This window comes from Klebsiella sp. PL-2018 (assembly GCF_019048985.1).
GTDB lineage: Bacteria > Pseudomonadota > Gammaproteobacteria > Enterobacterales > Enterobacteriaceae > Klebsiella > Klebsiella michiganensis.
In genome coordinates this window covers 3,257,737-3,279,000 of sequence record NZ_CP077673.1, presented here as the reverse complement: position 1 = coordinate 3,279,000, position 21,264 = coordinate 3,257,737, and the positions used below count along the sequence as shown (strand labels likewise).

General features: G+C 52.4%; 21 protein-coding genes and 1 pseudogene. 11 read left to right on the top strand and 11 right to left on the bottom strand.

Annotated features, from left to right (window positions below; translation table 11 throughout):
- The first annotated feature begins 109 nt into the window (after positions 1-109).
- From MKleb_RS15225 to MKleb_RS15215, 3 genes are all read left to right on the top strand, one after another.
- A complete protein-coding gene (locus MKleb_RS15225) occupies positions 110-739 on the top strand; it encodes a winged helix-turn-helix transcriptional regulator (RefSeq protein ID WP_025107985.1) in 630 nt (209 codons plus the stop codon).
- 125 nt (positions 740-864) lie between these two features.
- Positions 865-1,446 (top strand): outer membrane beta-barrel protein, encoded by a 582-nt coding sequence (locus MKleb_RS15220; protein WP_025107984.1) that lies wholly within the window; start codon positions 865-867, stop codon positions 1,444-1,446.
- Between the two features lie 196 nt (positions 1,447-1,642).
- Positions 1,643-2,206 carry a YagU family protein gene (locus MKleb_RS15215; RefSeq protein WP_014229112.1) on the top strand — a complete coding sequence of 188 codons (564 nt, stop codon included), beginning with the start codon at positions 1,643-1,645 and terminating at the stop codon, positions 2,204-2,206.
- 54 nt (positions 2,207-2,260) lie between these two features.
- Here MKleb_RS15215 and MKleb_RS15210 read toward each other — a convergent pair whose 3' ends face one another.
- The 3 genes from MKleb_RS15210 to MKleb_RS15200 form a co-directional block, all read right to left on the bottom strand.
- A complete protein-coding gene (locus tag MKleb_RS15210; RefSeq protein ID WP_004850294.1) occupies positions 2,261-2,575 on the bottom strand; it encodes a PTS sugar transporter subunit IIB in 315 nt (104 codons plus the stop codon).
- A 177-nt stretch (positions 2,576-2,752) separates the two neighbouring features.
- Positions 2,753-2,944: a hypothetical protein gene (locus MKleb_RS15205; protein WP_004850297.1), complete on the bottom strand. Its 192-nt coding sequence runs from the start codon at positions 2,942-2,944 to the stop codon at positions 2,753-2,755.
- Between the two features lie 156 nt (positions 2,945-3,100).
- The gene (locus MKleb_RS15200) at positions 3,101-3,295 is read right to left on the bottom strand and encodes a hypothetical protein (RefSeq protein WP_014229113.1); all 195 of its coding nucleotides are present in this window, start codon (positions 3,293-3,295) and stop codon (positions 3,101-3,103) included.
- A gap of 287 nt (positions 3,296-3,582) precedes the next feature.
- On the opposite strand from MKleb_RS15200, the gene umuD reads away from it, so the two are divergent.
- Positions 3,583-4,005 (top strand): translesion error-prone DNA polymerase V autoproteolytic subunit, encoded by a 423-nt coding sequence (gene umuD, locus MKleb_RS15195; protein ID WP_025107983.1) that lies wholly within the window; start codon positions 3,583-3,585, stop codon positions 4,003-4,005.
- Positions 4,005-5,270 carry a translesion error-prone DNA polymerase V subunit UmuC gene (umuC, locus tag MKleb_RS15190; RefSeq protein WP_025107982.1) on the top strand — a complete coding sequence of 422 codons (1,266 nt, stop codon included), beginning with the start codon at positions 4,005-4,007 and terminating at the stop codon, positions 5,268-5,270. The genes umuD and umuC overlap by 1 nt, the downstream gene beginning before the upstream one ends.
- A gap of 72 nt (positions 5,271-5,342) precedes the next feature.
- On the opposite strand, the gene MKleb_RS15185 is transcribed toward umuC, so the two are convergent.
- Positions 5,343-6,434 carry an oxidoreductase gene (locus MKleb_RS15185; protein WP_170873315.1) on the bottom strand — a complete coding sequence of 364 codons (1,092 nt, stop codon included), beginning with the start codon at positions 6,432-6,434 and terminating at the stop codon, positions 5,343-5,345.
- Complete coding sequence (locus MKleb_RS15180) at positions 6,427-7,170, bottom strand: DeoR/GlpR family DNA-binding transcription regulator (RefSeq protein WP_025107980.1); 744 nt, start codon at positions 7,168-7,170, stop codon at positions 6,427-6,429. The genes MKleb_RS15185 and MKleb_RS15180 overlap by 8 nt, the downstream gene beginning before the upstream one ends.
- 616 nt (positions 7,171-7,786) lie before the next feature.
- Here MKleb_RS15180 and MKleb_RS15175 point away from each other — a divergent pair.
- From MKleb_RS15175 to dbpA, 4 genes and pseudogenes are all read left to right on the top strand, one after another.
- A complete protein-coding gene (locus tag MKleb_RS15175; protein WP_025107979.1) occupies positions 7,787-8,407 on the top strand; it encodes a helix-turn-helix transcriptional regulator in 621 nt (206 codons plus the stop codon).
- Positions 8,408-8,749: 342 nt separating this feature from the next.
- A complete protein-coding gene (gene zntB, locus MKleb_RS15170) occupies positions 8,750-9,733 on the top strand; it encodes a zinc transporter ZntB (RefSeq protein ID WP_004850311.1) in 984 nt (327 codons plus the stop codon).
- A gap of 277 nt (positions 9,734-10,010) precedes the next feature.
- Positions 10,011-10,175, top strand: a pseudogene (locus tag MKleb_RS30215) (hypothetical protein); the annotation flags it as partial.
- A gap of 40 nt (positions 10,176-10,215) precedes the next feature.
- Positions 10,216-11,589, top strand: a complete 1,374-nt coding sequence (dbpA, locus tag MKleb_RS15165) for an ATP-dependent RNA helicase DbpA (protein ID WP_217075966.1) — start codon at positions 10,216-10,218, stop codon at positions 11,587-11,589.
- Between the two features lie 44 nt (positions 11,590-11,633).
- Here the strand turns inward: dbpA and ttcA are convergent, their stop codons facing one another.
- Positions 11,634-12,569, bottom strand: a complete 936-nt coding sequence (gene ttcA, locus MKleb_RS15160; RefSeq protein ID WP_217075965.1) for a tRNA 2-thiocytidine(32) synthetase TtcA — start codon at positions 12,567-12,569, stop codon at positions 11,634-11,636.
- Positions 12,570-12,772: 203 nt separating this feature from the next.
- Here ttcA and MKleb_RS15155 point away from each other — a divergent pair, with 203 nt between their 5' ends.
- Positions 12,773-13,117: a hypothetical protein gene (locus MKleb_RS15155; RefSeq protein ID WP_129896955.1), complete on the top strand. Its 345-nt coding sequence runs from the start codon at positions 12,773-12,775 to the stop codon at positions 13,115-13,117.
- Between the two features lie 264 nt (positions 13,118-13,381).
- Entirely contained in the window at positions 13,382-14,320 is a 939-nt protein-coding gene (locus MKleb_RS15150) for an omptin family outer membrane protease (RefSeq protein WP_025107976.1), read from the top strand.
- A 399-nt stretch (positions 14,321-14,719) separates the two neighbouring features.
- On the opposite strand, the gene MKleb_RS15145 is transcribed toward MKleb_RS15150, so the two are convergent.
- The 5 genes from MKleb_RS15145 to nifJ form a co-directional block, all read right to left on the bottom strand.
- Complete coding sequence (locus MKleb_RS15145; protein ID WP_014229121.1) at positions 14,720-15,010, bottom strand: Bor family protein; 291 nt, start codon at positions 15,008-15,010, stop codon at positions 14,720-14,722.
- Between the two features lie 188 nt (positions 15,011-15,198).
- Complete coding sequence (gene uspF, locus MKleb_RS15140; protein ID WP_217075964.1) at positions 15,199-15,633, bottom strand: universal stress protein UspF; 435 nt, start codon at positions 15,631-15,633, stop codon at positions 15,199-15,201.
- A gap of 82 nt (positions 15,634-15,715) precedes the next feature.
- Positions 15,716-15,928 carry a KTSC domain-containing protein gene (locus MKleb_RS15135; RefSeq protein WP_025107974.1) on the bottom strand — a complete coding sequence of 71 codons (213 nt, stop codon included), beginning with the start codon at positions 15,926-15,928 and terminating at the stop codon, positions 15,716-15,718.
- Positions 15,929-16,081: 153 nt separating this feature from the next.
- Positions 16,082-17,188: a porin OmpC gene (gene ompC, locus MKleb_RS15130; protein WP_025107973.1), complete on the bottom strand. Its 1,107-nt coding sequence runs from the start codon at positions 17,186-17,188 to the stop codon at positions 16,082-16,084.
- 357 nt (positions 17,189-17,545) lie between these two features.
- Positions 17,546-21,073, bottom strand: coding sequence for a pyruvate:ferredoxin (flavodoxin) oxidoreductase (nifJ, locus tag MKleb_RS15125; protein WP_025107972.1), 3,528 nt, complete (start codon positions 21,071-21,073; stop codon positions 17,546-17,548).
- Positions 21,074-21,264 lie beyond the last annotated feature (191 nt).

Sequence of the window (21,264 nt, the reverse complement as noted above, 5' to 3'; positions counted from 1 at the left end):
CCGTACTTTTCTTCTCTTTGCCGATGTGCGTCAATGCGCAGCTACGCAATTCTTACGGAAATCTTGTTGCGTTCTATAATTCTTAAACCAGAACTAATCAGGTATTTCTATGCATATCCTACCGCCCGTCCGTCCGGAAGAGAGTATCCAGCGCTTAACGGCGCTCCTGATGCCAATTGCTGAAAAAATGGTCGTTGTGCCGCGGAAACGCATGACCTGGACGCATAAAAATCAACCGCAGTTGTTCCTTTTCCTTGACGGCGAGCTCTCCATACTCCGGGCCTCGGACGGTCTGTTGATTGTCACGGTTTACCACCCACACCTGTTTGGTATTGCCGAGATGATCCAGCCGGTACGCGGCCATCAGCTGCGTGCGGAAACCGAATCGACAATACTGCGCGTTGATGCGCAAAAAGCGATGGAAGCCTTTCGCCAGCACGGCGTTTGGGAAGACGTCGCCTCACTGTTGTCGTACCACACGGCTTATCTTTTCTATCGCGACGCGCTCGTCGTACAGCAGCGAACCTACGCCGTTATCCGCAATCATTTGCAGGAAATGGGCCAGCTACCCGAAGAGACCCGGATGCGGGTATCTATCCTGGATTATATCCAGGAACGTACGCACTTATCTCGCAGCAGTGTATTAAACGTGTTGTCGGCGTTAAAAAGTGGTAATTATATTGCTTTTAAACGGGGAGGGTATTTGACGGGGGTGAATAAATTACCCGAGCGTTTTTAGCGCTGGCAGTTTGTCCAAAATTAAATAATAAAACGATTATCAGCGCGACGCTAATATTCTATTGTAGGCCCACTTAACTTTTGACGATGACATTTATTCGACAACGGGTCGACAATGGGATGATTATGAAGAAGACGCTTATTACGTTAATTATTGCTCATACTTTTACGGCGACTGCCGCTTTTGCTGCTGCGGAGACTGGAACCTGGTACGCGGGGTCTAAATTTGGCTGGTCGCACTACGGCGACTCCAGCACCGATCGGCAAGTCGATGTTGACCGTGATAACGTCGGCGGCGGTGTGTTTACCGGCTATCAGATTAACCCCTGGCTGGCGATTGAAGGTGGATATGACTATTTAGGGAATATGGGCATCAATGGTCGCCATGGCGCAGCCGGTTCGCAAATGAAAAGTCAGGGGCTACAGCTTTCGTTGAAGGCCAGCTACAGCCTGACCAGCGACTGGGATCTGTACGGCCGGGCCGGCCTGATGGGCTACCGTGCGGAATCCGATGTGAATGGAAAAAATCGATTTGATACGGGCGTGCGTCCGGTGCTGGCTTTCGGTACCGAATATGCCTTTAATGACAGATGGTCGGGGCGCCTGGAGTACCAGTGGGTCAACAATGTGGGTAACGAAAACCAAATTGGCGTGAGCAGCGATGTGAGCTCCGTGATGGCCGGCATTAGCTACCGCTTTGGGCAATAAACGCATCGTACGGGAAGAGTCTCCTTTGAATAAAAGGGGCTCTTTATCTGCTAATGGTATACCTATGGTCATAATTACAGTATAGAACTGGTAGCCACAGGACCCGATAAAGTGTGATCGTGATCAACATTGATAATCGCCAATGCCTTTAAATATGATACAGGGAAAATAAATGTAATATATTAATGGTGATTTTATGGCAATTAAGGATTTTTTTAAACAGACCACACCTGGACGCCGTCGTTATGGCGTAGCATTATTTGTCGGGGTAGTGGCAGGGATTATGTCGGCATTTGTTAAATGGGGCGCTGAAGTTCCTTTACCGCCGCGTACTTTCTCCGGTGGCAGAGATGAATTTAACCCACCTTATCTTTTCTTACGCGACTATCTGGGCATTGACCCGACGCATACGGTTTATACTTTTTCCGAACACATCATCAATCCGGTGATGGTTACGCATATTATATTCTCATTGGTATTTGCCGTTGGCTATTGTGTCGTCGCGGAGGTCTTTCCGAAAGTTAAATTATGGCAGGGGGTATGGGCCGGGATTGTCGCAACTATCGCCGTACACTGGATTTCCTTTCCGTTACTGGGCCTGACCCCCTCTTTATTGAATATTCCTGCCGATGAATATATTTCGGAACTGGTGGGGCATATTTTTTGGTTCTGGGCCATTGAGATGATTCGTCGCGATCTTCGCAACCGCATCACCCACGAACCGGACGCTGAAGTGCCTCTTGACGCGCCGTTCAGATAATTAATCCCCACAGAGCCCGCGATCTCGCGGGTTGTGTGGGGCGGGACGTAGAGATCAGGACAGAGATGAAGGCATTGTATTCAGCGCGAAGTTGAGGATCTTCTCGCCATCAAATGAGGCATAGGGCAAGCTTTCAATCACGGCAATTTCTTGTGGTAAATGCAGTGCGCTAATAAATTGTTCAACCTTATACTGGATATGCGGTGCAACCAGTACGCCATCATAGGCAGGCGCGACGCTAAAGAAATTTTCAACCCCAACGGCGCTGATTAATAAATCTAATTGCCGATCGTCAGCAATTTTTTGCATTTTGCGGGCAATAATCCCTGCCGTTTCGCCAAACAGACAGCATATTAATAGTTTTTTCACGATTTAACCCTCGGTGAGATAGCGAAGCTACACTATTCCTCCTTTACTCACGAAAATGCGCGATGTATCAATATTTGAGGTTAATTTCTGCGGATATTTTTATTATGACGGAGAGCATCACAGATGCGAAAAACGTATGCCTCTGTGATGCTGTGAATGGCAGGGATGACTCTCAGGCTACCTTTTTTTACGTGAAATCAGGAAGCGATCGCCGGCTCGCGTGAGCTTCGTTCCATTTGTACAGTACTCGATAGCAAAATTAAAAAACTCATCAGAGTCGAGCTCGAAATCCAGTTCGAGTTTAATGGCGTCGCCGGACTGCAGAAGCTGCTTTGCCTGTTCCAGATTGCTGGCTTTTACTGTTCCCATCTCTTCACCTCGTTTTAGCGCTGGTGGCGTCCGGGGGCTATCCTACAGGCTTTGTTTTACGATCGCGTGACACGGCTTATTATTTGCGCTTTCTGCCGTTCGCCAGCCGTTGCCATCGCTATGGATAAGCCGATAGCGATGGTCCGGGGTTCAATCTCAGTCGACGTTATTGAAGTAGTCCCGTGCCGCCGCCTCAACGTTCTTTGCCTCAATGCCCGTTTTCTCGGTGATTGAGGCAATAAACGGTTTGAACTTCTCCGTCATCACATGACCTCCGTCCCAATGAGCGACATAAAAACGGCACTGATAACGATAAAAGTGGAGAGTTTTGTCTCCTAACGTGTAATACATATGAATCTCCGGTTCAGTATGTCGGGTGGACAACAACAAGCGATGAGCAAAGCACGCATCAACGGATTCTATCCTCCTCCCAATTTGCGGAAATTTCCAGCATGCCGTACAAAACCATCTGGAATACGTAGGGAGAGGCATTCTCCAGCCCCGTGCTATGCAACGCCTTACGCAAAATTCAGCGCAACTTCAACGGCTTCACGCCAATCTCCGACAGGCGACTTGAAAAACTCAGATGAACTATCGATACTGTATAAAAACACAGTATTATAACGGGTGAATCTATTATGTTGTTCTATGAACCGGTTGAGTTGCGTCAGATTGTGTCGATTCCGCTGTTTAGCGACCTTGTCCCATGCGGTTTTCCCAGCCCTGCGCAGGATTATATTGAGAAGGGGATCGATCTCAATGAGCTTTGTATCAGCCATCCCGCGGCAACCTATTTTGTTATGGCGACAGGCACCTCAATGGTGGATGCCGGCATTTATGAAGGTACGCTGCTGGTGGTGGATCGCGGCCTGAAAGCGAAACATGGGGATATCATCATTGCCTCAGTCGACGGTGAATACACGGTTAAGCGTCTTTGTACGCACCCCATCATGCAGCTCTTGCCGATGAACCCGGATTTTCCGCCAATTGTGCTGCGCAACGACGGTGAAGCGCTGGAGATTTTTGGCGTTGTCACTTTCAGCATCAACAGGCTCCGCTGATGTTTGCCCTGGTCGATGTGAATTCATTTTACGCCAGCTGTGAAATAGCCTTTCGCCCTGACTTACGCGGGCATCCGGTGGTGGTGTTAAGCAATAACGATGGCTGCGTCATCGCCAGAAACCACGAGGCGAAACTGCTGGAAATTCCAATGGGCGCGCCGTATTTCAAAGTGAAATCACAGTTTGAACGTCATCAGGTAGCGGTGTTTAGCAGCAACTATGCCCTTTATGGCGATATGTCCCATCGCGTCATGACGATTCTCGAAGAACTGGCGCCCGCGGTGTATCAATATTCCATTGATGAAGCGTTCGTAAATTTGACCGGGATCCATCGTTCTGAGGAGCTTGAGGCGTTTGGTCGCCACGTGCGTAGTACATTACTCCAGAGTACCGGCTTGACGGTAGGGGTCGGGATCGGGCCGACGAAAACCCTGGCCAAGCTGGCGAATTATGCGGCCAAAAGGTGGCCAAAATTCGAGGGCGTTGTCGATCTCTCATTGCCGGCCAGGCAGAGAAAACTGCTGGAGAAGGTTGCCGTCGGTGAAATCTGGGGAGTGGGGCGACGCATTGCGAAAAAGCTCAATGATATGGGGATTACGACGGCTCTTCAGCTGGCCGAGACGCCCGCTCCGCTGATCAGAAAACATTTCAGCGTTGTAATGGAGCGCACCGTGCGGGAGCTGAGAGGCGAGCCGTGTCTTGAACTGGAAGAGTATATGCCGACTAAACAGCAAATTATCTGCTCGCGTTCCTTTAGTCAGAAGGTGATTGAATACGGGGCGATGCGCGAAGCCGTCTGCAGCCATGCGGTCCGCGCCGCCGAGAAGCTGCGCGCGGAGCACCAGTACTGCCGCTATGTTTCGGTCTTTGTGAAGACCAGTCCGTTCGCCGGTCATGAAGTCTATTACAGCAAAGACGCCGGCACGAAAATCCACATCCCGACGCAGGATAGCCGGGATATCGTCGCTGCGGCGCTAAAATGCCTGGATACTATCTGGCGGGAGGGATGCCGATATCAAAAGTGCGGCGTGATGCTGGGCGATTTCTTTAGCCAGGGGGTGGCGCAGTTAGGCCTGTTTGACGACTATCAGCCGCGAGCGAATAGCGAACAGCTGATGACGGTGCTTGATTTAGTTAACCGACGTGAAAAAGGCCAGCTCTGGTTTGCCGGGCAGGGAATCGAGCGCAGCTGGGAGATGAAACGGCATATGCTGTCGCCAGCCTACACCACCCGATTCAGCGATTTGCTGCGGGTGAAACTGTAGGCTGGTATGAAAGGGAGTGGTTATCCGGAGCGGCGCTCCGGACGACAAACCGTCAAACATATCGCGCAGCGCTTATTGCAGGCCCGCCAGTTCATCGGCGGTCAGCGCTAAAGTTTGCGTTGTTCCGCTTTCGGCAGACTGCGCTGCGGCTTCCAGTACCGCCATGACGGCGAGCGCTTCTAAGGGCGATACCGGGTTGCTGATTTTGCCGGTCAGCGCATCGCGGACGTGAATATAGTACTGCCGCTGATCGCCTCGTGGCGCGCTGATTTCACTGGCGCGCAGGTTGGCATCAAACACCGCCAGGCTATCGTCATCTTCGCCCCAGCTTTCGCTGCCCGGGACCACGCCCGCCAGCAGCTGGCTCTCCTGCTGGTCAGCGCGTTGTTTGACGACGCTACCTTTATCACCATGGACGGTAAAGCGGGATACGCCGCCCGCGACCAGCATGCTGCAGTGAAGAACCACTTTGTGCTGCGGATAGTTCAGCACCACGTGCGCCCAGTCGTTGATTTCCGCGCCTTCACGCAGGGTGGCGATATTTCCCTGCACCGACTGCGGCAGGCCGAACAGCTGCAGCGTCTGGTCGATCAGATGCGGACCTAAATCAAACCACAGGCCGCTGCCCGGTACGTTCTGCTCCCGCCAGCGGACGCGTACTTCCGGGCGGAATCGGTCGAAATGGGATTCAAAATGTTTAACTTTGCCGATGAGCCCCTGTTCGATAACCTGCTTCACGCCCAGATAATCGCTGTCCCAGCGGCGGTTATGGAATACCGACAGCACCCGCTGTTTCTCTTCCGCGAGGGCAATCAGTTCGCGAGCCTCCTGCATATCGAGGGTAAAGGGTTTGTCGACGACGACGTGCTTGCCGGCGTGTAAAGCCAGACGGGCAAGCGGAGCATGGGTTGCGTTAGGAGAGGCGATAACCACCAGATCGACATCCGGATGCTGGATGGCCTCTTCAGGCGATGCGATGACGGTGACGTCTGGCAGGTCACGTTTCACTTTCTCTTCATCACGCGAGGCGACAATCGCCAGATTCAGGCCGTCGACGGACTGGATCAGCGGGGCGTGAAAAGTTTTGCCGACGAAGCCGTAGCCAATCAGGGCAATATTAATGTTCTTACCGGTAGTCATAAGCATCTCCGCGTTATTAAGCATCAGCGATATGGAGCTGTATTGAGTCGTTATCCTTCAGTTCGTCCCAGGGGCGATCGAGGAAGAGCTGATGGATGTCGGCGAGTCCGGCAACCAGCCAGGGTTCGCAGTGATTCAGTTTCATATGATCGGCCACCAGCCAATGTTCCGCGCTGGCCGCCAGCATGGCGCGCTTGACTTCAGCATCCGCCTCCTGACTGGCGCTGAGGCCGAGGTCGGCGTGGAGCGCGCAGGTGCCGAGAACAGCGATATCCGCCCGATAGCGTTCCAGCAGCGAAACCGTAGCGCTACCGGCAAACAGGCGCTGCTGCATATCCCATTTCCCCCCCAGCAAAATAAGCTGAATATCCGCACGGGTGCTGAAGTGCTGGGCAATATCTAAAGAGGGGGTGATGACCGTCATTGGACCCTGTATCTGGGTGGCGACAGCCAGCACGGTGCTCCCGGCGTCAAGAAACAGCGTGGATCCGCCGGGGATCTTCTCCGCCACCATTTTACCTAAGCGCTTCTTGGTATCCGGTAGCAGGGTGTTCCTGTTCTGCCGATTCATGGCGGAGAGATTGAGCGCGATAGCGCCGCCGTGGTTTTTCTGGGCGAGCCCCTGTTTTTCGAGGTCGCTAAGATCGCGGCGCAGCGTATCTGCAGAAACCTGCAGTCTGTCTACCAGCTCACTGATCGTGATCTGGCCTTTTTCACTAAGGATCTCAATGAGATATTTTTGCCTGGCCGTTTTATGCATCGTTTGAACCCGCAAAATGCTGCAATAACTTGCATAATACAGCATTTTGCGGAAAAAGAAATCTTCACAACGCGCGGCCGCGGGGATGAGTTAATGAAGACTTTTATACGGGATGGCTAGATCAAGGGCTGAAATCACCGTTTGAATCCACGTGACGTCGAGGCGATAAGTCGGGATTGCAGAAAAAGACAAGAGATGAATAGTCTAAAATGATACCGAGAAATAACTTGAGTTAATGAGTGTGTTTATATCAAAATTCACTATCAGCAGCGATAGCGCTGGTTTTTGCTAGCGCTTCGTCGTGAGCTGGACTTGCTGGCGACGGTCCGGTTGGCAGAAATATAATTCATATGGATGGCATGACGTTTTCTCACTATTTCCGTTTGGGTTGAATGCTGAAAATATTAATCCCGGATGGGCACCTCGAAGTTAATTGGTGAGGGGAATGCCCGTCACGCCAGATAGCTATTTTACTTAAAGTTCGTTGAGTGCCCGTTCTCAGGTCAAAAAATAATGTTTATTTATATCGTGTTTTTTAAAACGACGATAGCTGTACTGTGCGTATCGTTAGCTATCTGGATAATACTTGATTTACTTTCGTCAGCAGGCTAAATCGATGTTGAATATTGTTATTAAAAATAATAACCAGTTCTTTAATTTGGGATTTCATTTTTTATTGCAAGCGCTCTTCCCGGAATACTCGTTCTCTACACAGGTCACCGCATCGCTTAACGAAGAGCTCGTGCGTGATGCAGACGTCGTCGTACTGGATTTATGTCGCGGAGAAGAGTTCGTATGTCATCCAGAGTTGTTAAATCGTAAACCGGGATTGCTGATCGGCGTGGTTGCCAGGCTAAATCATCGAGGGAGAGGCGCTTTGCCGCTCTGCTTGAAGGAGATAGTTTTTGTTGGGCGCGATGAGAAGCTCTCTCAGGTTATTGCGAAAATTAAACTTTCATGGGTTCTGACGCCTCCGTCAGCAAAAGAAAAGCTGGCGCTCCGGTGCGATAGTTGCCCGCAGAGGACGCTTTCCCCGCAGCAGAGAATCATCGCGGCGGCAATTTATCAGGGGTTAACGGTGAACACGATTGCCAGAAAGCTATCGCTTTGCAATAAAACGGTTTTTGCCCACAAGCGTCTTATTATGTCTAAATTTGATCTACGCAATGATTTAGACCTCGTACTATTGCTGCGTCATCTGGATAACGCACGCCGGGTTGCGAAAGATAATTCTTAACCTTGCAAACCGGCAAGATCGCTCTATTCTTATTTTGCTTACTAAAATGGAGGAAAAAGCAATGTGTACTAATTTGCATGACAACGCTCGTCAATACGCAGAAGAGAAAAAATGAACGGCTCCTGCTAGCCTGCCTTCCCGTCAGCCCAGCGTCTGGCGGCAGGTGATAATGCAGGCTAGACACCGTATTGCAAAGTTCATCAGCAACCCGCCGCCGGCGGGTTCTTTTTTTCAGCCCTCCCGCTTTTCGCCAGTGAATTCAGCAGCATGCCCTGAATAGCTCTTGCGTAACCGTCGCGTAAGGCTAGACTACGGAAATGTGCATGAGTTAACGGAGGTCCAGTGGACGCCATTAAGGGATCGGAACTGAATGTGCCGGATGCCGTTTTTGCATGGGTGTTCGACGGGCAGGGCGGTGTAAAGCCGTTGGTCGACAGTGACACCATTGATAAAGAGCATCCTTGTTGGCTGCATCTCAACTATACCCATGTGGATAGCGCGGAATGGCTGGCATCGACGCCGCTGCTGCCCAATAACGTGCGTGACGCGCTGGCCGGGGAGAGCACTCGTCCGCGAGTGACGAGGATTGGCGATGGGGCGTTAATCACGCTGCGCTGCATCAATGGCAGTACCGATGAGCGACCGGACCAGCTGGTCGCGATGCGTCTTTATATGGATGAGCGCTTGATTGTCTCCACCCGGCAGCGCAAAGTCCTGGCGCTCGACGATGTACTCGGCGATTTGCGCGAGGGTAACGGTCCGGTTGACGGCGGCGGCTGGCTGGTGGAGGTCTGCGATGCGCTGACCGATCACGCCAGCGAGTTTATTGAGCAGCTTCACGACCGGATTATCGATCTGGAAGATGATTTATTGGATCAGCAGGTTCCGCCGCGCGGTTTCCTGGCGCTGTTGCGTAAACAGCTTATCGTCATGCGCCGCTATATGGCGCCGCAGCGCGATGTGTATGCCAGATTAGCCAGCGAGCGTCTGCCGTGGATGACGGACGATCATCGGCGCCGGATGCAGGACATTGCCGAACGTCTGGGGCGAGGTCTGGATGAGATTGATAGCTGCATCGCCCGCACGGCGATTATGAGCGATGAGATCGCGCAGATTATGCAGGAGTCGCTATCGCGAAGAACCTATACGATGTCGTTGATGGCCATGGTTTTTCTGCCCAGTACCTTTTTAACCGGTCTCTTTGGCGTCAACCTCGGCGGCATTCCCGGCAATAGCTGGCATATGGGTTTTGCCATTTTCTGCCTAATGTTAGTCGTTCTCATTGGGGGTGTTACATGGTGGTTGCATCGTAGTAAATGGCTGTAAAGAATCGTCTTTTGTCGCGATGATGATGGTGAAAACCCGGCAATGTTTGAGCGAAATCAATAAACCATCTACCCATTCAGGGCAATATCTCTCTCGCAGGTGAATGCAACGTCAAGCGATGGGCGTTGCGCTCCATATTGTCTTACTTCCTTTTTTGAATTACTGCATAGCACAATTGATTCGTACGACGCCGACTTTAATGAGTCGGCTTTTTTTTGCGCTCTGTTTCTCAGCTTCTACGCTTAACGGGTGTACCCGCCCACAACCGGGAGTCAATATGCGTAATAAACAGCTGAACTCAATTCCCATTCCGCCGGAACCCAACGATCCGGTACCGGTCCACGATCCCAAACCTCGCCCACGCCCGTTACCCGACCCGCCGCCTGACGATGAGCCGATTAAATTGTCGCATCGGGAGCGGAGATCTGCGACGATACGCGCCAGCAGATTGTCCGCCCCTAAATGTAATGCGAGAAATAATTGTGACCGCTTTTTCAACTCTGAATGTTTTGCCCGCCGCCCAGCTAACTAACCTGAATGAACTGGGGTATCTTTCGATGACCCCGGTTCAGGCCGCGGCTTTGCCGGCGATTCTTGCGGGTAAAGATGTCCGCGTGCAGGCAAAAACCGGCAGCGGTAAAACGGCGGCATTCGGCCTCGGGCTACTTCAGCACGTTGACGCCTCGCTGTTCCAGACGCAGTCGCTGGTGCTGTGCCCGACCCGCGAGCTGGCGGATCAGGTCGCCGGCGAGCTGCGTCGGCTGGCGCGCTTCATGGCGAATATCAAAATTTTAACCCTCTGCGGCGGCCAGCCCTTTGGCGCCCAGCGCGACTCGCTACAGCATGCGCCGCATATTATCGTCGCCACGCCGGGGCGGTTGCTCGATCACCTGCAAAAGGGTACCGTATCGTTAGATGCCCTACAAACGCTGGTGATGGACGAAGCGGACCGCATGCTGGCTATGGGCTTTAGCGATGCCATTGATGAAGTGATCCGCTTTGCGCCGGCTTCGCGCCAGACGCTGCTGTTTTCCGCTACATGGCCGGAAGCGATAGCGGCAATCAGCGGCCGCGTACAAAACAACCCGCAGACTATTGAAATTGACGCCGTTGATGCACTGCCGGCTATCGAGCAGCAGTTTTTTGAAACCTCGCAACACGGCAAAATCGCGCTGCTGCAAAAGCTGTTGAGCCAGCATCAGCCCGCCTCCTGCGTGGTGTTCTGCAACACCAAAAAAGATTGTCAGGCCGTCTGCGACTCGCTAAACGCCGCCGGGCAAAGCGCGCTGTCGCTGCATGGTGACCTTGAACAGCGCGATCGCGACCAGACGCTGGTGCGCTTTGCTAACGGGAGCGCGCGCGTGCTGGTGGCGACCGATGTTGCTGCGCGCGGGTTAGATATCAAGTCGCTTGAGCTGGTGGTGAACTATGAACTGGCCTGGGATCCGGAGGTTCACGTACACCGCATTGGTCGTACCGCCCGCGCCGGTGAAAGCGGCCTGGCGATTAGCCTCTGCGCGCCGGAAGAGGCGCAGCGTGCAAATATCCTTGCCGAAATGCTGCAAATGAAGCTCAACTGGATGAGTGGGCCGACGAATAGCAACGTTGTGCCACTGCAGGCAGAGATGGCCACGCTATGCATTGATGGCGGCAAAAAAGCGAAGATGCGCGCGGGCGATGTGCTGGGGGCGTTGACCGGTGATATCGGTCTTGAGGGCGCAGATATCGGTAAGATCGCCGTTCATCCGGCGCATGTCTACGTTGCCGTGCGTCAGGGCGTCGCGCATAAAGCGTTTAAGCAGCTACAAAACGGGAAAATTAAAGGTAAAGCCTGCCGGGTTCGTTTGCTGAAATAAGCGCGGAAAAGGCGTCTCAGGCGCGTGCCTGAGACGCAAAGACGTTATTTTACTTCCACAACGTTCAGGCGCAGCTCATCCAGCTGCGCGTCATCTTCATCCGGCTGCCAGCCGGCCGGCTGCATCGGAATCTCTTCACGATCGAACGCCAGATCGCCGCCGTCAACGACCGCAGAGCCGTGCTGAATGCCTTTAAAGTCGAACAGGTTGACGTCGCTGAGATGGGAAGGCACCACGTTCTGCATCGCGCTAAACATCGTTTCGATGCGCCCTGGATAGCGTTTGTCCCAGTCACGCAGCATGTCGGCAATGACCTGGCGCTGGAGGTTGGGCTGCGAGCCGCACAGGTTGCACGGAATAATCGGAAAACCTTTCGCCTGGGAGAAACGCTCAATATCTTTTTCCCTGCAGTAGGTCAGCGGGCGAATCACGATATGTTTACCGTCATCGCTCATCAGCTTCGGCGGCATCCCTTTCATCTTCCCGCCGTAGAACATATTCAGAAACAGAGTCTGCAGGATGTCGTCGCGGTGGTGGCCGAGGGCGATTTTGGTCGCGCCCAGCTCAGAAGCGGTGCGGTAAAGAATGCCGCGGCGCAGACGTGAGCAGAGCGAACAGGTGGTTTTACCTTCCGGGATTTTTTCTTTAACAATGCCGTAGGTATTTTCTTCAACAATCTTGTATTCAACGCCCAACTGCTCAAGATATTCCGGCAGGATATGTTCGGGGAAGCCCGGCTGTTTTTGATCGAGGTTGACCGCCACCAGGGAGAAGGAAATTGGCGCGCTTTTCTGCAAGTTGCGCAAAATCTCCAGCATGGTGTAGCTGTCTTTACCGCCGGAGAGGCAAACCATGATGCGGTCGCCTTCTTCAATCATATTAAAATCAGCGATCGCCTCGCCGACGTTACGGCGCAGGCGCTTCTGCAATTTGTCGATATTGTATTTTTCTTTCTTTGTAACTTGCTGATTATCAAGCATTATAAACGTTCTCTGAAACGAAAAGGCATGTAAGGGGCAAAGTTAACTTCACGGTGCAAGCCCGGCGTCAGGCATTGATAGCCGATCGCCGTTCATTTCATCCATCCCTGTACTGTCGACTTTGAACACCATTTATTGCGTTTTCATGCCCCATCTGGTTAACAATGGTTAGCACCGGCTTACAGCAGCCAGCAGGCAAAAGTATGTCGCGTATGGTACGGATTCCGACGACGAATGCCAGCGCGTTTTACGGCGGCTTTCCATCTGCTAACGATAGTGCGGCGAGTTTTGGCCTCAATCCCCCCTCCGGGCAGAAAGACAAACGTCGTTTTCAGGCTCGCCAGCGTCACACGCCCGGTGATGGAGTGTATCTGGTAAAAGGGTGCGAGAATTTATTGTTCGCGATAATCAAAAAGCGTTGGCAAGGTACCTCGCTTTTTTTAAAGCAGGGGCCTTGTTCCTGCTTTTGCCATAATCCGCCAGGATCGCGATATAATTATTTGCATCCTGATAATTACACAGCGAAGGTATTTGGCGCAGGTGAATAACAGCGGTAAAGTTTGAGTAAAAATAACCTGATGCACACTGATTCCCTACAACGCCAGAGCAGTTAGATTTTTTCCTGATAATAATCTGAATATGTGCCTGCTCAATGGGGTTTTTCCTTGCAAAACGAAGCGCTTATCCAGCCCACATTCGTATTTCTCGGATTATGAATAAGGCAATTACAAAAATTGACAGTTGCCTGATATTTTTATGAGATTTAAACTTTCACTGCAACTTATGGATTAACTTTGATTATGGGAATAAAAATGAAAAAAAGTACCGTTGCAGTAATGATGATAGCGACTCTTTCAGGATCAGCTTATGCCGAGTCAATGCAGTTAAGCCCAAATTTTTCTGCGGAAAGTTTTACTGTATCGACGTCTGCAGGGATGCTGAGTGGGAAATCACAGGAGAGAGTTTATGACGCGGATACGGGGCGAAAGGTCAGTCAACTTGACTGGAAAATAAAGAATGTCGCCATTGTGAAAGGTGATATCTCATGGGATGCCTACTCCTTTTTGACGCTGACCGCCCGCGGCTGGACGTCGTTGGCTTCAGGTTCAGGACATATGGATGACTATGACTGGATGAACGATAACCAGTCCGGTTGGACAGATCATTCATCTCATCCCAGCACCAATGTCAATTATGCCAATGAATACGATCTCAGCGTGCAGGGCTGGCTTTTCCAGGACGACAATTATAAAGCGGGCGTAATTGCGGGTTATCAGGAAACGCGTTTCAGCTGGACGGCTACCGGAGGTTCTTACAATTATGATAACGGTGCGACGACTGGCAATTTTCCGACCGGTGAGCGTGGGATAGGATACAGCCAGAGATTCTCCATGCCCTATATCGGTCTCGCGGGTCAATATCGTATCAATGACTTTGAGTTTAATGCCTTGTTTAAATTCAGTGATTGGGTCAGAGCTCATGATAACGACGAACACTATATGCGTGAGTTGACCTTTCGCGAGAAATCAACTAATTCGCGTTATTATGGTACATCGGTTGATGCCGGGTATTACATCACGCCTCATGCCAAGGTTTTTACTGAATTCACCTATAGTAAATATGAAGAGGGTAAGGGAGGCACTCAGATTATTGATACCTATAGCGGTGAATCAGCTTCAATTGGAGGAGATGCTGCCGGCATTGCAAATAAAAACTATACCATCACAGCCGGACTTCAATATCGATTCTAAATCATTACCGCCCGTGGATATAGCAAGCAAAACTCGCTAATCCCGGAGCGCGCGATAATCAGTATGGAGTGTCTCCCGCTCTGAGGGCACTCCATTATCCACGGCCATATCACCCGAATGCTTCAGAGGATGGATTGTGGCAAGCGCAAAGGGATCGCCCAGGAATTGCTAAAAACCGAAGGTAAATGCAAGGCGCTTATCCTCGTGTGCCGGCATTTCATTTATCTCCTCGTATGCTCTACCTGTGGCGCAAAATCTGCCACGAACAAAGATACGATTCACGAATGCATCAGGTAACCTTCAGGTAGGGGCGCGAAAAGATGAGTTTGTCCGGGCAAAGAGAAGGCAATTGAACCGAAAGGGAAATGGGCAGGCAATGATGATGCCTGCCGCCGGCAATTATTTAGCGCAATAGACGCGCGCTTCACGCGGAGTATAAATACCCAGGGTGACAAAACCCAGCAGGCCGTTGACAAAAGTCTGCTGCACTTCAGTACGGACTACTTTGTCGGCGCCGCCGCAGACTTTGGCAGCATCAATTTGCTTCGACTGGCCAATGCCGCTGACAAAGAAGTGGTGAGTGGTGACCTGCTGAGGTTGAACGGTGACGCCAGGATTTACCGAGAAGCTCTGCTGGGCGCAACCAGAAATAGCGGCTGCGGCGAAAACTACCATAATTAACTTTTTCATTTCATCCCTATAATTGTTGTAAAACATACCCATGTTCGGGCAAAGGTTTTATACAGCAAAATGAAAAAGACACAACGTACTAATTTTTATAGTACCAGGTAAATGATTCCCCTATCTGCGATGCTGCGGGTACGGCCCAGTGCTCAGATTGCGGAAAAAAAGCCCGCACAGCGGCGGGCAGAGTAGGTTTACCGCACGACCAGCACCGAACATTCCGCATGGCGGACAACGGCGGCGGCGTTAGAGCCCAGCAGATAGGTGGTGATATCGGGACGGTGCGAAGAGATAATCACCAGATCCGCGGGGAGAGACTTCGCCATAGCAAGGATTTTATCTTTTGGCGAGCCTTCCGAAACGTGAAAATGGATACGGTCTTCGAGAATAGTAAACTTTTTCACAATCTCTTTCAGCCGCGATTCCGATTCGGCTTTGAGGTCATCCATCGCCGGCAGCTCTGCGGTGTAAGCCATTCCCAGCGAAGCGTAATAGGGAAGGGAGGGAATGACGGTCAGGAAATGCACCTCGGCATCATCGATTCTGGCTTCAGCTTCAACATGCTTGATAACGCGATCGGTTAATTCTGTATCGGAAATATCGATGGGCACAAGAATCATTCTGTTCATAAAACCTCCTGTTTAAGTAACCACTTAAAGTGTAGGCCATCCAGTTGATTATTGTACATTGAGCGCAATCACACTTTCGCCATCAGGCACGGCGGCGTTCAGTAAATTTTCCTTTGATCACGCCGTCGTAAAAACGGCCTTTAGAAACCACCTGGAGAAAGTCGCGGAAAATGCGCGGCGGGACGCCGAGATACTGTAGGGTTTTGTTATCGCGAAAACGAATTTCAAGAATACCGGAGGACTCATCGTAGGCGATGGAATGGATACGGGATGATTTCACGGGATGATGGTACATGGCGGGCGTCCTCTACGGCTACGGCGGTTCCTGGTAGCAATATAACATTCATCGGTCGATTATTTTAAAGCAATTGATATATTGTTTTGCTTTGAATGCAGTCGATGGCCGGGAGGGGAAGAGAAAGCCCGCCGTTGCCAGCGGGCCCGCTGATTAGAACTGGTAAACCAGGCCTAAAGCAACCACGTCATCGGTAGAGATGCCGTTGTTGGAATAGAAGCTATCGTCTTCGTCCAGCAGGTTGATTTTGTAATCAACGTAGGTGGACATATTACGGTTGAAGTAATAAGTCGCACCAATGTCAGCATATTTAACCAGATCTTTGTCGCCATCGGTTTTGCTCAAATCTTTACCTTTAGACATCAGGAAAGAGACCGCCGGACGCAGACCAAAGTCGAACTGATACTGCGCAGTTACTTCAAAGTTCTGGGTTTTATTGGCGACGCCGTTGCCGTTACCGTATGGCGTCATGTTGCGGGTTTCGGAATACATGGTTGCCAGGTAAATATTGTTGGCATCGTATTTCAGGCCGGTAGTCCAGGCTTCCGCTTTATCGCCCTGTGCGGTAGTTTGGGTCATCTGATCGTTGGTACGGTCAGAAGAGGTGTAGGCGGCGGCAGCGCTGATACCCATACCGAAATCATAAGAAGTTGACAGACCAAAACCGTCGCCGTTGGCGTTACGTACGCTGCGATCGCCGTTGTTGGTGCCTTCGCCGCTGCCGGCGTTTTCATTTTTACCCTGATACTGCAGGGCGAAGTTCAGGCCGTTAACCAGACCGAAGAAGTCATTGTTACGGTAGGTCGCTACGCCGTTAGCGCGGCCGGTCATAAAGTTGTCGGCCTGGGTGTAGGAGTCGCCGCCGAACTCTGGCAGCATATCGGTCCAGCCTTCTACGTCGTACAGTACGCCGTAGTTACGGCCATAGTCGAATGAACCGTAGTTAGCGAATTTCAGACCCGCAAACGCCAGACGGGTCCAGGACTGGTTGTCGGCGCCTTCGGTGTTGTTCGCCTGAACGTTATATTCCCACTGACCGTAGCCGGTCAGCTGATCGTTAATCTGAGTTTCGCCTTTGAAGCCAAGACGGACGTAGGATTGATCGCCATCTTTAGATGAATCATCGGAGAAATAATGCAGACCATCTACCTTGCCATAGAGGTCCAGTTTATTTCCGTCTTTATTATAAATCTCAGCAGAGTGAGCAGCGCCAGCAGCTAACAATGCCGGGATAACGAGGGCCAGTACTTTTCTTTTCATTTAGACAATCCTTTAACGGTTTTTGTTTTAGCTTCCTCCTGGGAAGTGAACTCATGCTAAATGAGCAAATTAAGATATGGTAAATATCAATTGTTACGATATGAGTAAAATCTAAAATAAATAATTCAACTGAAATGGTGATAATTATAATGAATGATTTTGTGAAATACATACAAAATAAAAATTATACACGGTGATTTTAATATCGTATTATCCGCCCGTTATATGCCTTTTATTGTCATCTAAGAATTTATGTTGCCCTCCGTTCCTGAGAATGGTTTTTATTGAGCGGTAAAATGACAAGCCCGAATGAATATTCGGGCTTTTTTTATGGGTGGCTAAAAAAGCGTCAGTAAATTAGCTTTCGGTTGCCGGTTTTTCCACCTTACCGGCCAGCTGGGCAAGGAAGTCATAGCGTTTTTGTAAATCCGCCGTCGCATCCTTCCACAGCTGTTCCGCGACTTCCGGCTGCTGCGCGTTAAGGCGGCGGAAGCGCTGCTCGTTCAGGAGCGTTTCTGCCAGCGCGTCTGACGGCGGACGGGAGTCCAGCGCCAGCGGAAGTTTACCTTCATCGGCGCGACGTGGGTCAAAGCGATACAGCGGCCAGAATCCGGTCGCGGTCAGCTGACGCATCTGATCGTGGCTCAGCGCCAGATCGTAACCGTGTTCTTCGCAAGGGCTGTAGGCAATAATCAGCGACGGGCCCGGATACGCTTCCGCTTCCTGAATCGCTTTTACCGTCTGGTTCAGCTGCGCGCCAAGGGAAATCTGCGCGACGTAAACGTGGCCGTACATCATCATGCTGACGCCGAGGTCTTTGCGCGCCTTGCGCTTACCGTGTTCGCCAAACTTGGTGACCGCCCCCAGCGGGGTGGCTTTTGATGCCTGGCCGCCGGTGTTGGAATAGCATTGGGTATCGAGCACCAGAATATTGACGTTTTCGGTCAGGCTCAGCACGTGGTCAAGACCGCCGAAGCCGATATCGTAGGCCCAGCCATCGCCGCCGATTAGCCAGATCGATTTCTCGACCAGCGCGTCGGCGTCGGTTAGCAGCTCTTTCGCGTCGGCTTCATTTGCCAGAACCTTACGCAGCTCGGCCACCTGTTCGCGGCGTACTTCAGGCGTTGCTTCCGCGTGCAGCGCGTCGTTAAGCGCGGGCGGAAGTTTATCGGCGAACTGCGACAGCAGACGCATTACGCGCTGACGGTGCTGATCGACGGTGAGGCGGAAACCGAGACCAAACTCGGCGTTATCCTCGAACAGCGAGTTAGCCCACGCCGGCCCGCGGCCGTTGGCATCGGTGGTGTAGGGCGTGGAAGGCAGGTTGCCGCCGTAAATCGATGAACAACCGGTGGCGTTGGCAATCAGCATCCGGTCGCCGTAGAGCTGAGTCAGCAGCTTGATATACGGCGTTTCGCCGCAGCCGGAGCAGGCGCCGGAGTATTCGAACAGCGGGCTGATCAGCTGCGAGGTGCGGATATCGATACGCTCCAGCTTGCTGCGGTCCATTTCCGGCAGATTGAGGAAGTAGTCATAATTCACTTTCTCTTCTTCAACATGTTCAAGGCGCGACATCATATTGATGGCCTTGATTTCCGGGTTCTGCCTGTCTTTGGCCGGACAAACCTCGACGCAGAGATTACAGCCGGTGCAATCTTCAGGCGCGACCTGCAGAACGTACTTCTGGCCGCGCATATCGCGGGATTTAACGTCCAGAGAATGCAGGCTGGCCGGGGCATTTTCCATCGCGTCCGGGGAGACCACTTTCGCGCGGATTGCCGAGTGCGGGCAGGCGGCCACGCAGTGGTTACACTGGGTGCAAAGTTCTTCCTTCCAGATAGGGATCTCTTCGGCGATATTGCGTTTTTCCCAGCGGGTGGTACCCATCGGCCAGGTACCGTCCGGCGGCAGGGCGGAGACCGGAAGCGCATCGCCGAGCCCGGCCAGCATGGCGGCGGTCACGGTTTTGACGAAATCCGGCGCGGCGTCGGAGACGACCGGCGGGCGGTTCGGGCTGTTGGCGTCGACCTGCTGCAGCGGCACTTCCGCCAGCGACTCGCGGGCCAGGGCCAGCGCCTGCCAGTTGCGTTCGACCAGCTCCTGACCTTTGCTGCTGTAGCTTTTAGCAATCGCCCCCTGCAGCTCCGACAGCGCGCTATCGCCCGGCAGGATCTGCGTCAGATGGAAAAAGGCCATCTGCATGACGGTGTTGATACGCGCTCCAAGGCTACACTCGCGGGCGATTTTTGCCGCGTTAACGATATAAAACCGCGCTTTTTTCTGATTCAGCGTAGCCTGGACTTCCTGCGGCAGACGCGACCAGACCTCTTCGGCGCCGTAAGGCGTGTTGAGCAGGAAAATACCGCCGGGCTTCAGGCGTTCAACCATCTGATACTTGTCGATAAACTGCAGCTGGTGGCAGCCGACGAAATCCGCCTGTGAAATCAGATAGGAAGAACGAATCGGCTTCTCGCTAACGCGCAGATGGGAAACCGTCAGGCCGCCGGCCTTTTTCGAATCATAGACGAAATAGCCCTGCGAGAACCACGGCGTCGAGTTACCGATAATCTTGATATTGTTTTTGGTGGCCGAGACGCTACCGTCGCTGCCGAGCCCGTAAAACAGGGCTTCCAGCTTCGCCTCCGACGGCAGCGTGTTTTCTACCAGCGGCAGCGAAAGATTGGTGACGTCATCGTAGATGCCGACGGTAAAGCGCGGCTTGGGTTTAGCGGCGCTCAGTTCGTTGAATATCGCCAGGACGCACTCCGGCCCGAACTCTTTTGAAGAGAGACCGTAGCGGCCGCCAATGGTACGCGGCAGGGTTTCTCGCTCGCCGCGGTTGAAGGCTTCCGCCAGCGCGGTCATCACGTCGAGATACAGCGGCTCAGCCTGGGCGCCCGGTTCCTTGGTGCGGTCAAGCACCGCTACGGCGCGGGCGCTTACCGGCAGCGCTTCCAGCAGGTGGGCTGCGGAGAAGGGGCGGTAAAGACGAACTTTCAGTACACCGACTTTTTCACCGCGGCTCAGCAGTTCATCAACCACTTCCTCACAGGTGCCGATTGCGGAGCCCATAATCACGATAACGCGCTCGGCTTGTGGATGGCCGTAGAACTCAAACGGTTTGTACTGACGCCCGGTGGCGGCGGCAAAATCGTTCATCGCCGTTTCAACGTGCGCGTAAACCGCGTCGTACCACGGGTTAGTTGCTTCACGTGACTGGAAGTAGGTATCCGGATTCGCTGAGGTGCCGCGGATTACCGGATGTTCGGGGTTCAGGGCGCGCTGGCGATGTTCATCGATTTTATCCTGCGGCAGCAGGCTGAGAAGGGTATCGTCCGCCAGCGGGGCGATTTTGTTGATTTCGTGCGAGGTGCGGAAACCATCAAAGAAATGAATAAATGGCACCCGGCTTTGCAGCGTGGCGATATGCGAAATCAGCGCAAAGTCCTGGGCTTCCTGGACGCTGCTGGCGCAGAGCATCGCGCAGCCGGTCTGACGCACGGCCATGACGTCCGAGTGATCGCCGAATATGGAGAGCGCGTGGGTTGCCACGGTGCGGGCGGCGACGTGCAGAACAAACGGCATCAGCTGGCCGGCCAGTTTGTACAGCGTCGGGATCATCAGCAGTAAACCCTGCGATGAAGTAAAAGAGGTCGAGAGGGCGCCGGTTTGCAGCGCGCCGTGTACGGCGCCGATTGCCCCGGCTTCCGACTGCATTTCGACGACGCGGGGGACATCGCCCCAGACGTTTTTCAGCCCGTTGCCCGCCCAGGCGTCCGCCTGCTCCGCCATCGTGGAGCTGGGCGTGATCGGGTAGATGGCGATAACTTCACTGGTGCGAAACGCGACTGAAGCAACCGCGCCATTACCGTCGATAGTGATCATATCAATACTCACATTGCTAAATTTTTGATAAAAAAGTTTTTATGCCCATTGATACACGCTGAGCACTCGCTGAGCTCTTCTGCGAAACCGCTATCGGCGCGATTCCACCGGTAGCGGATAAGTTCGTATCTCACCTGCCTGGTAACGGGGTTGCGTTACCTGCATCGCTACGGGCAGGGTGACCGGGTTTG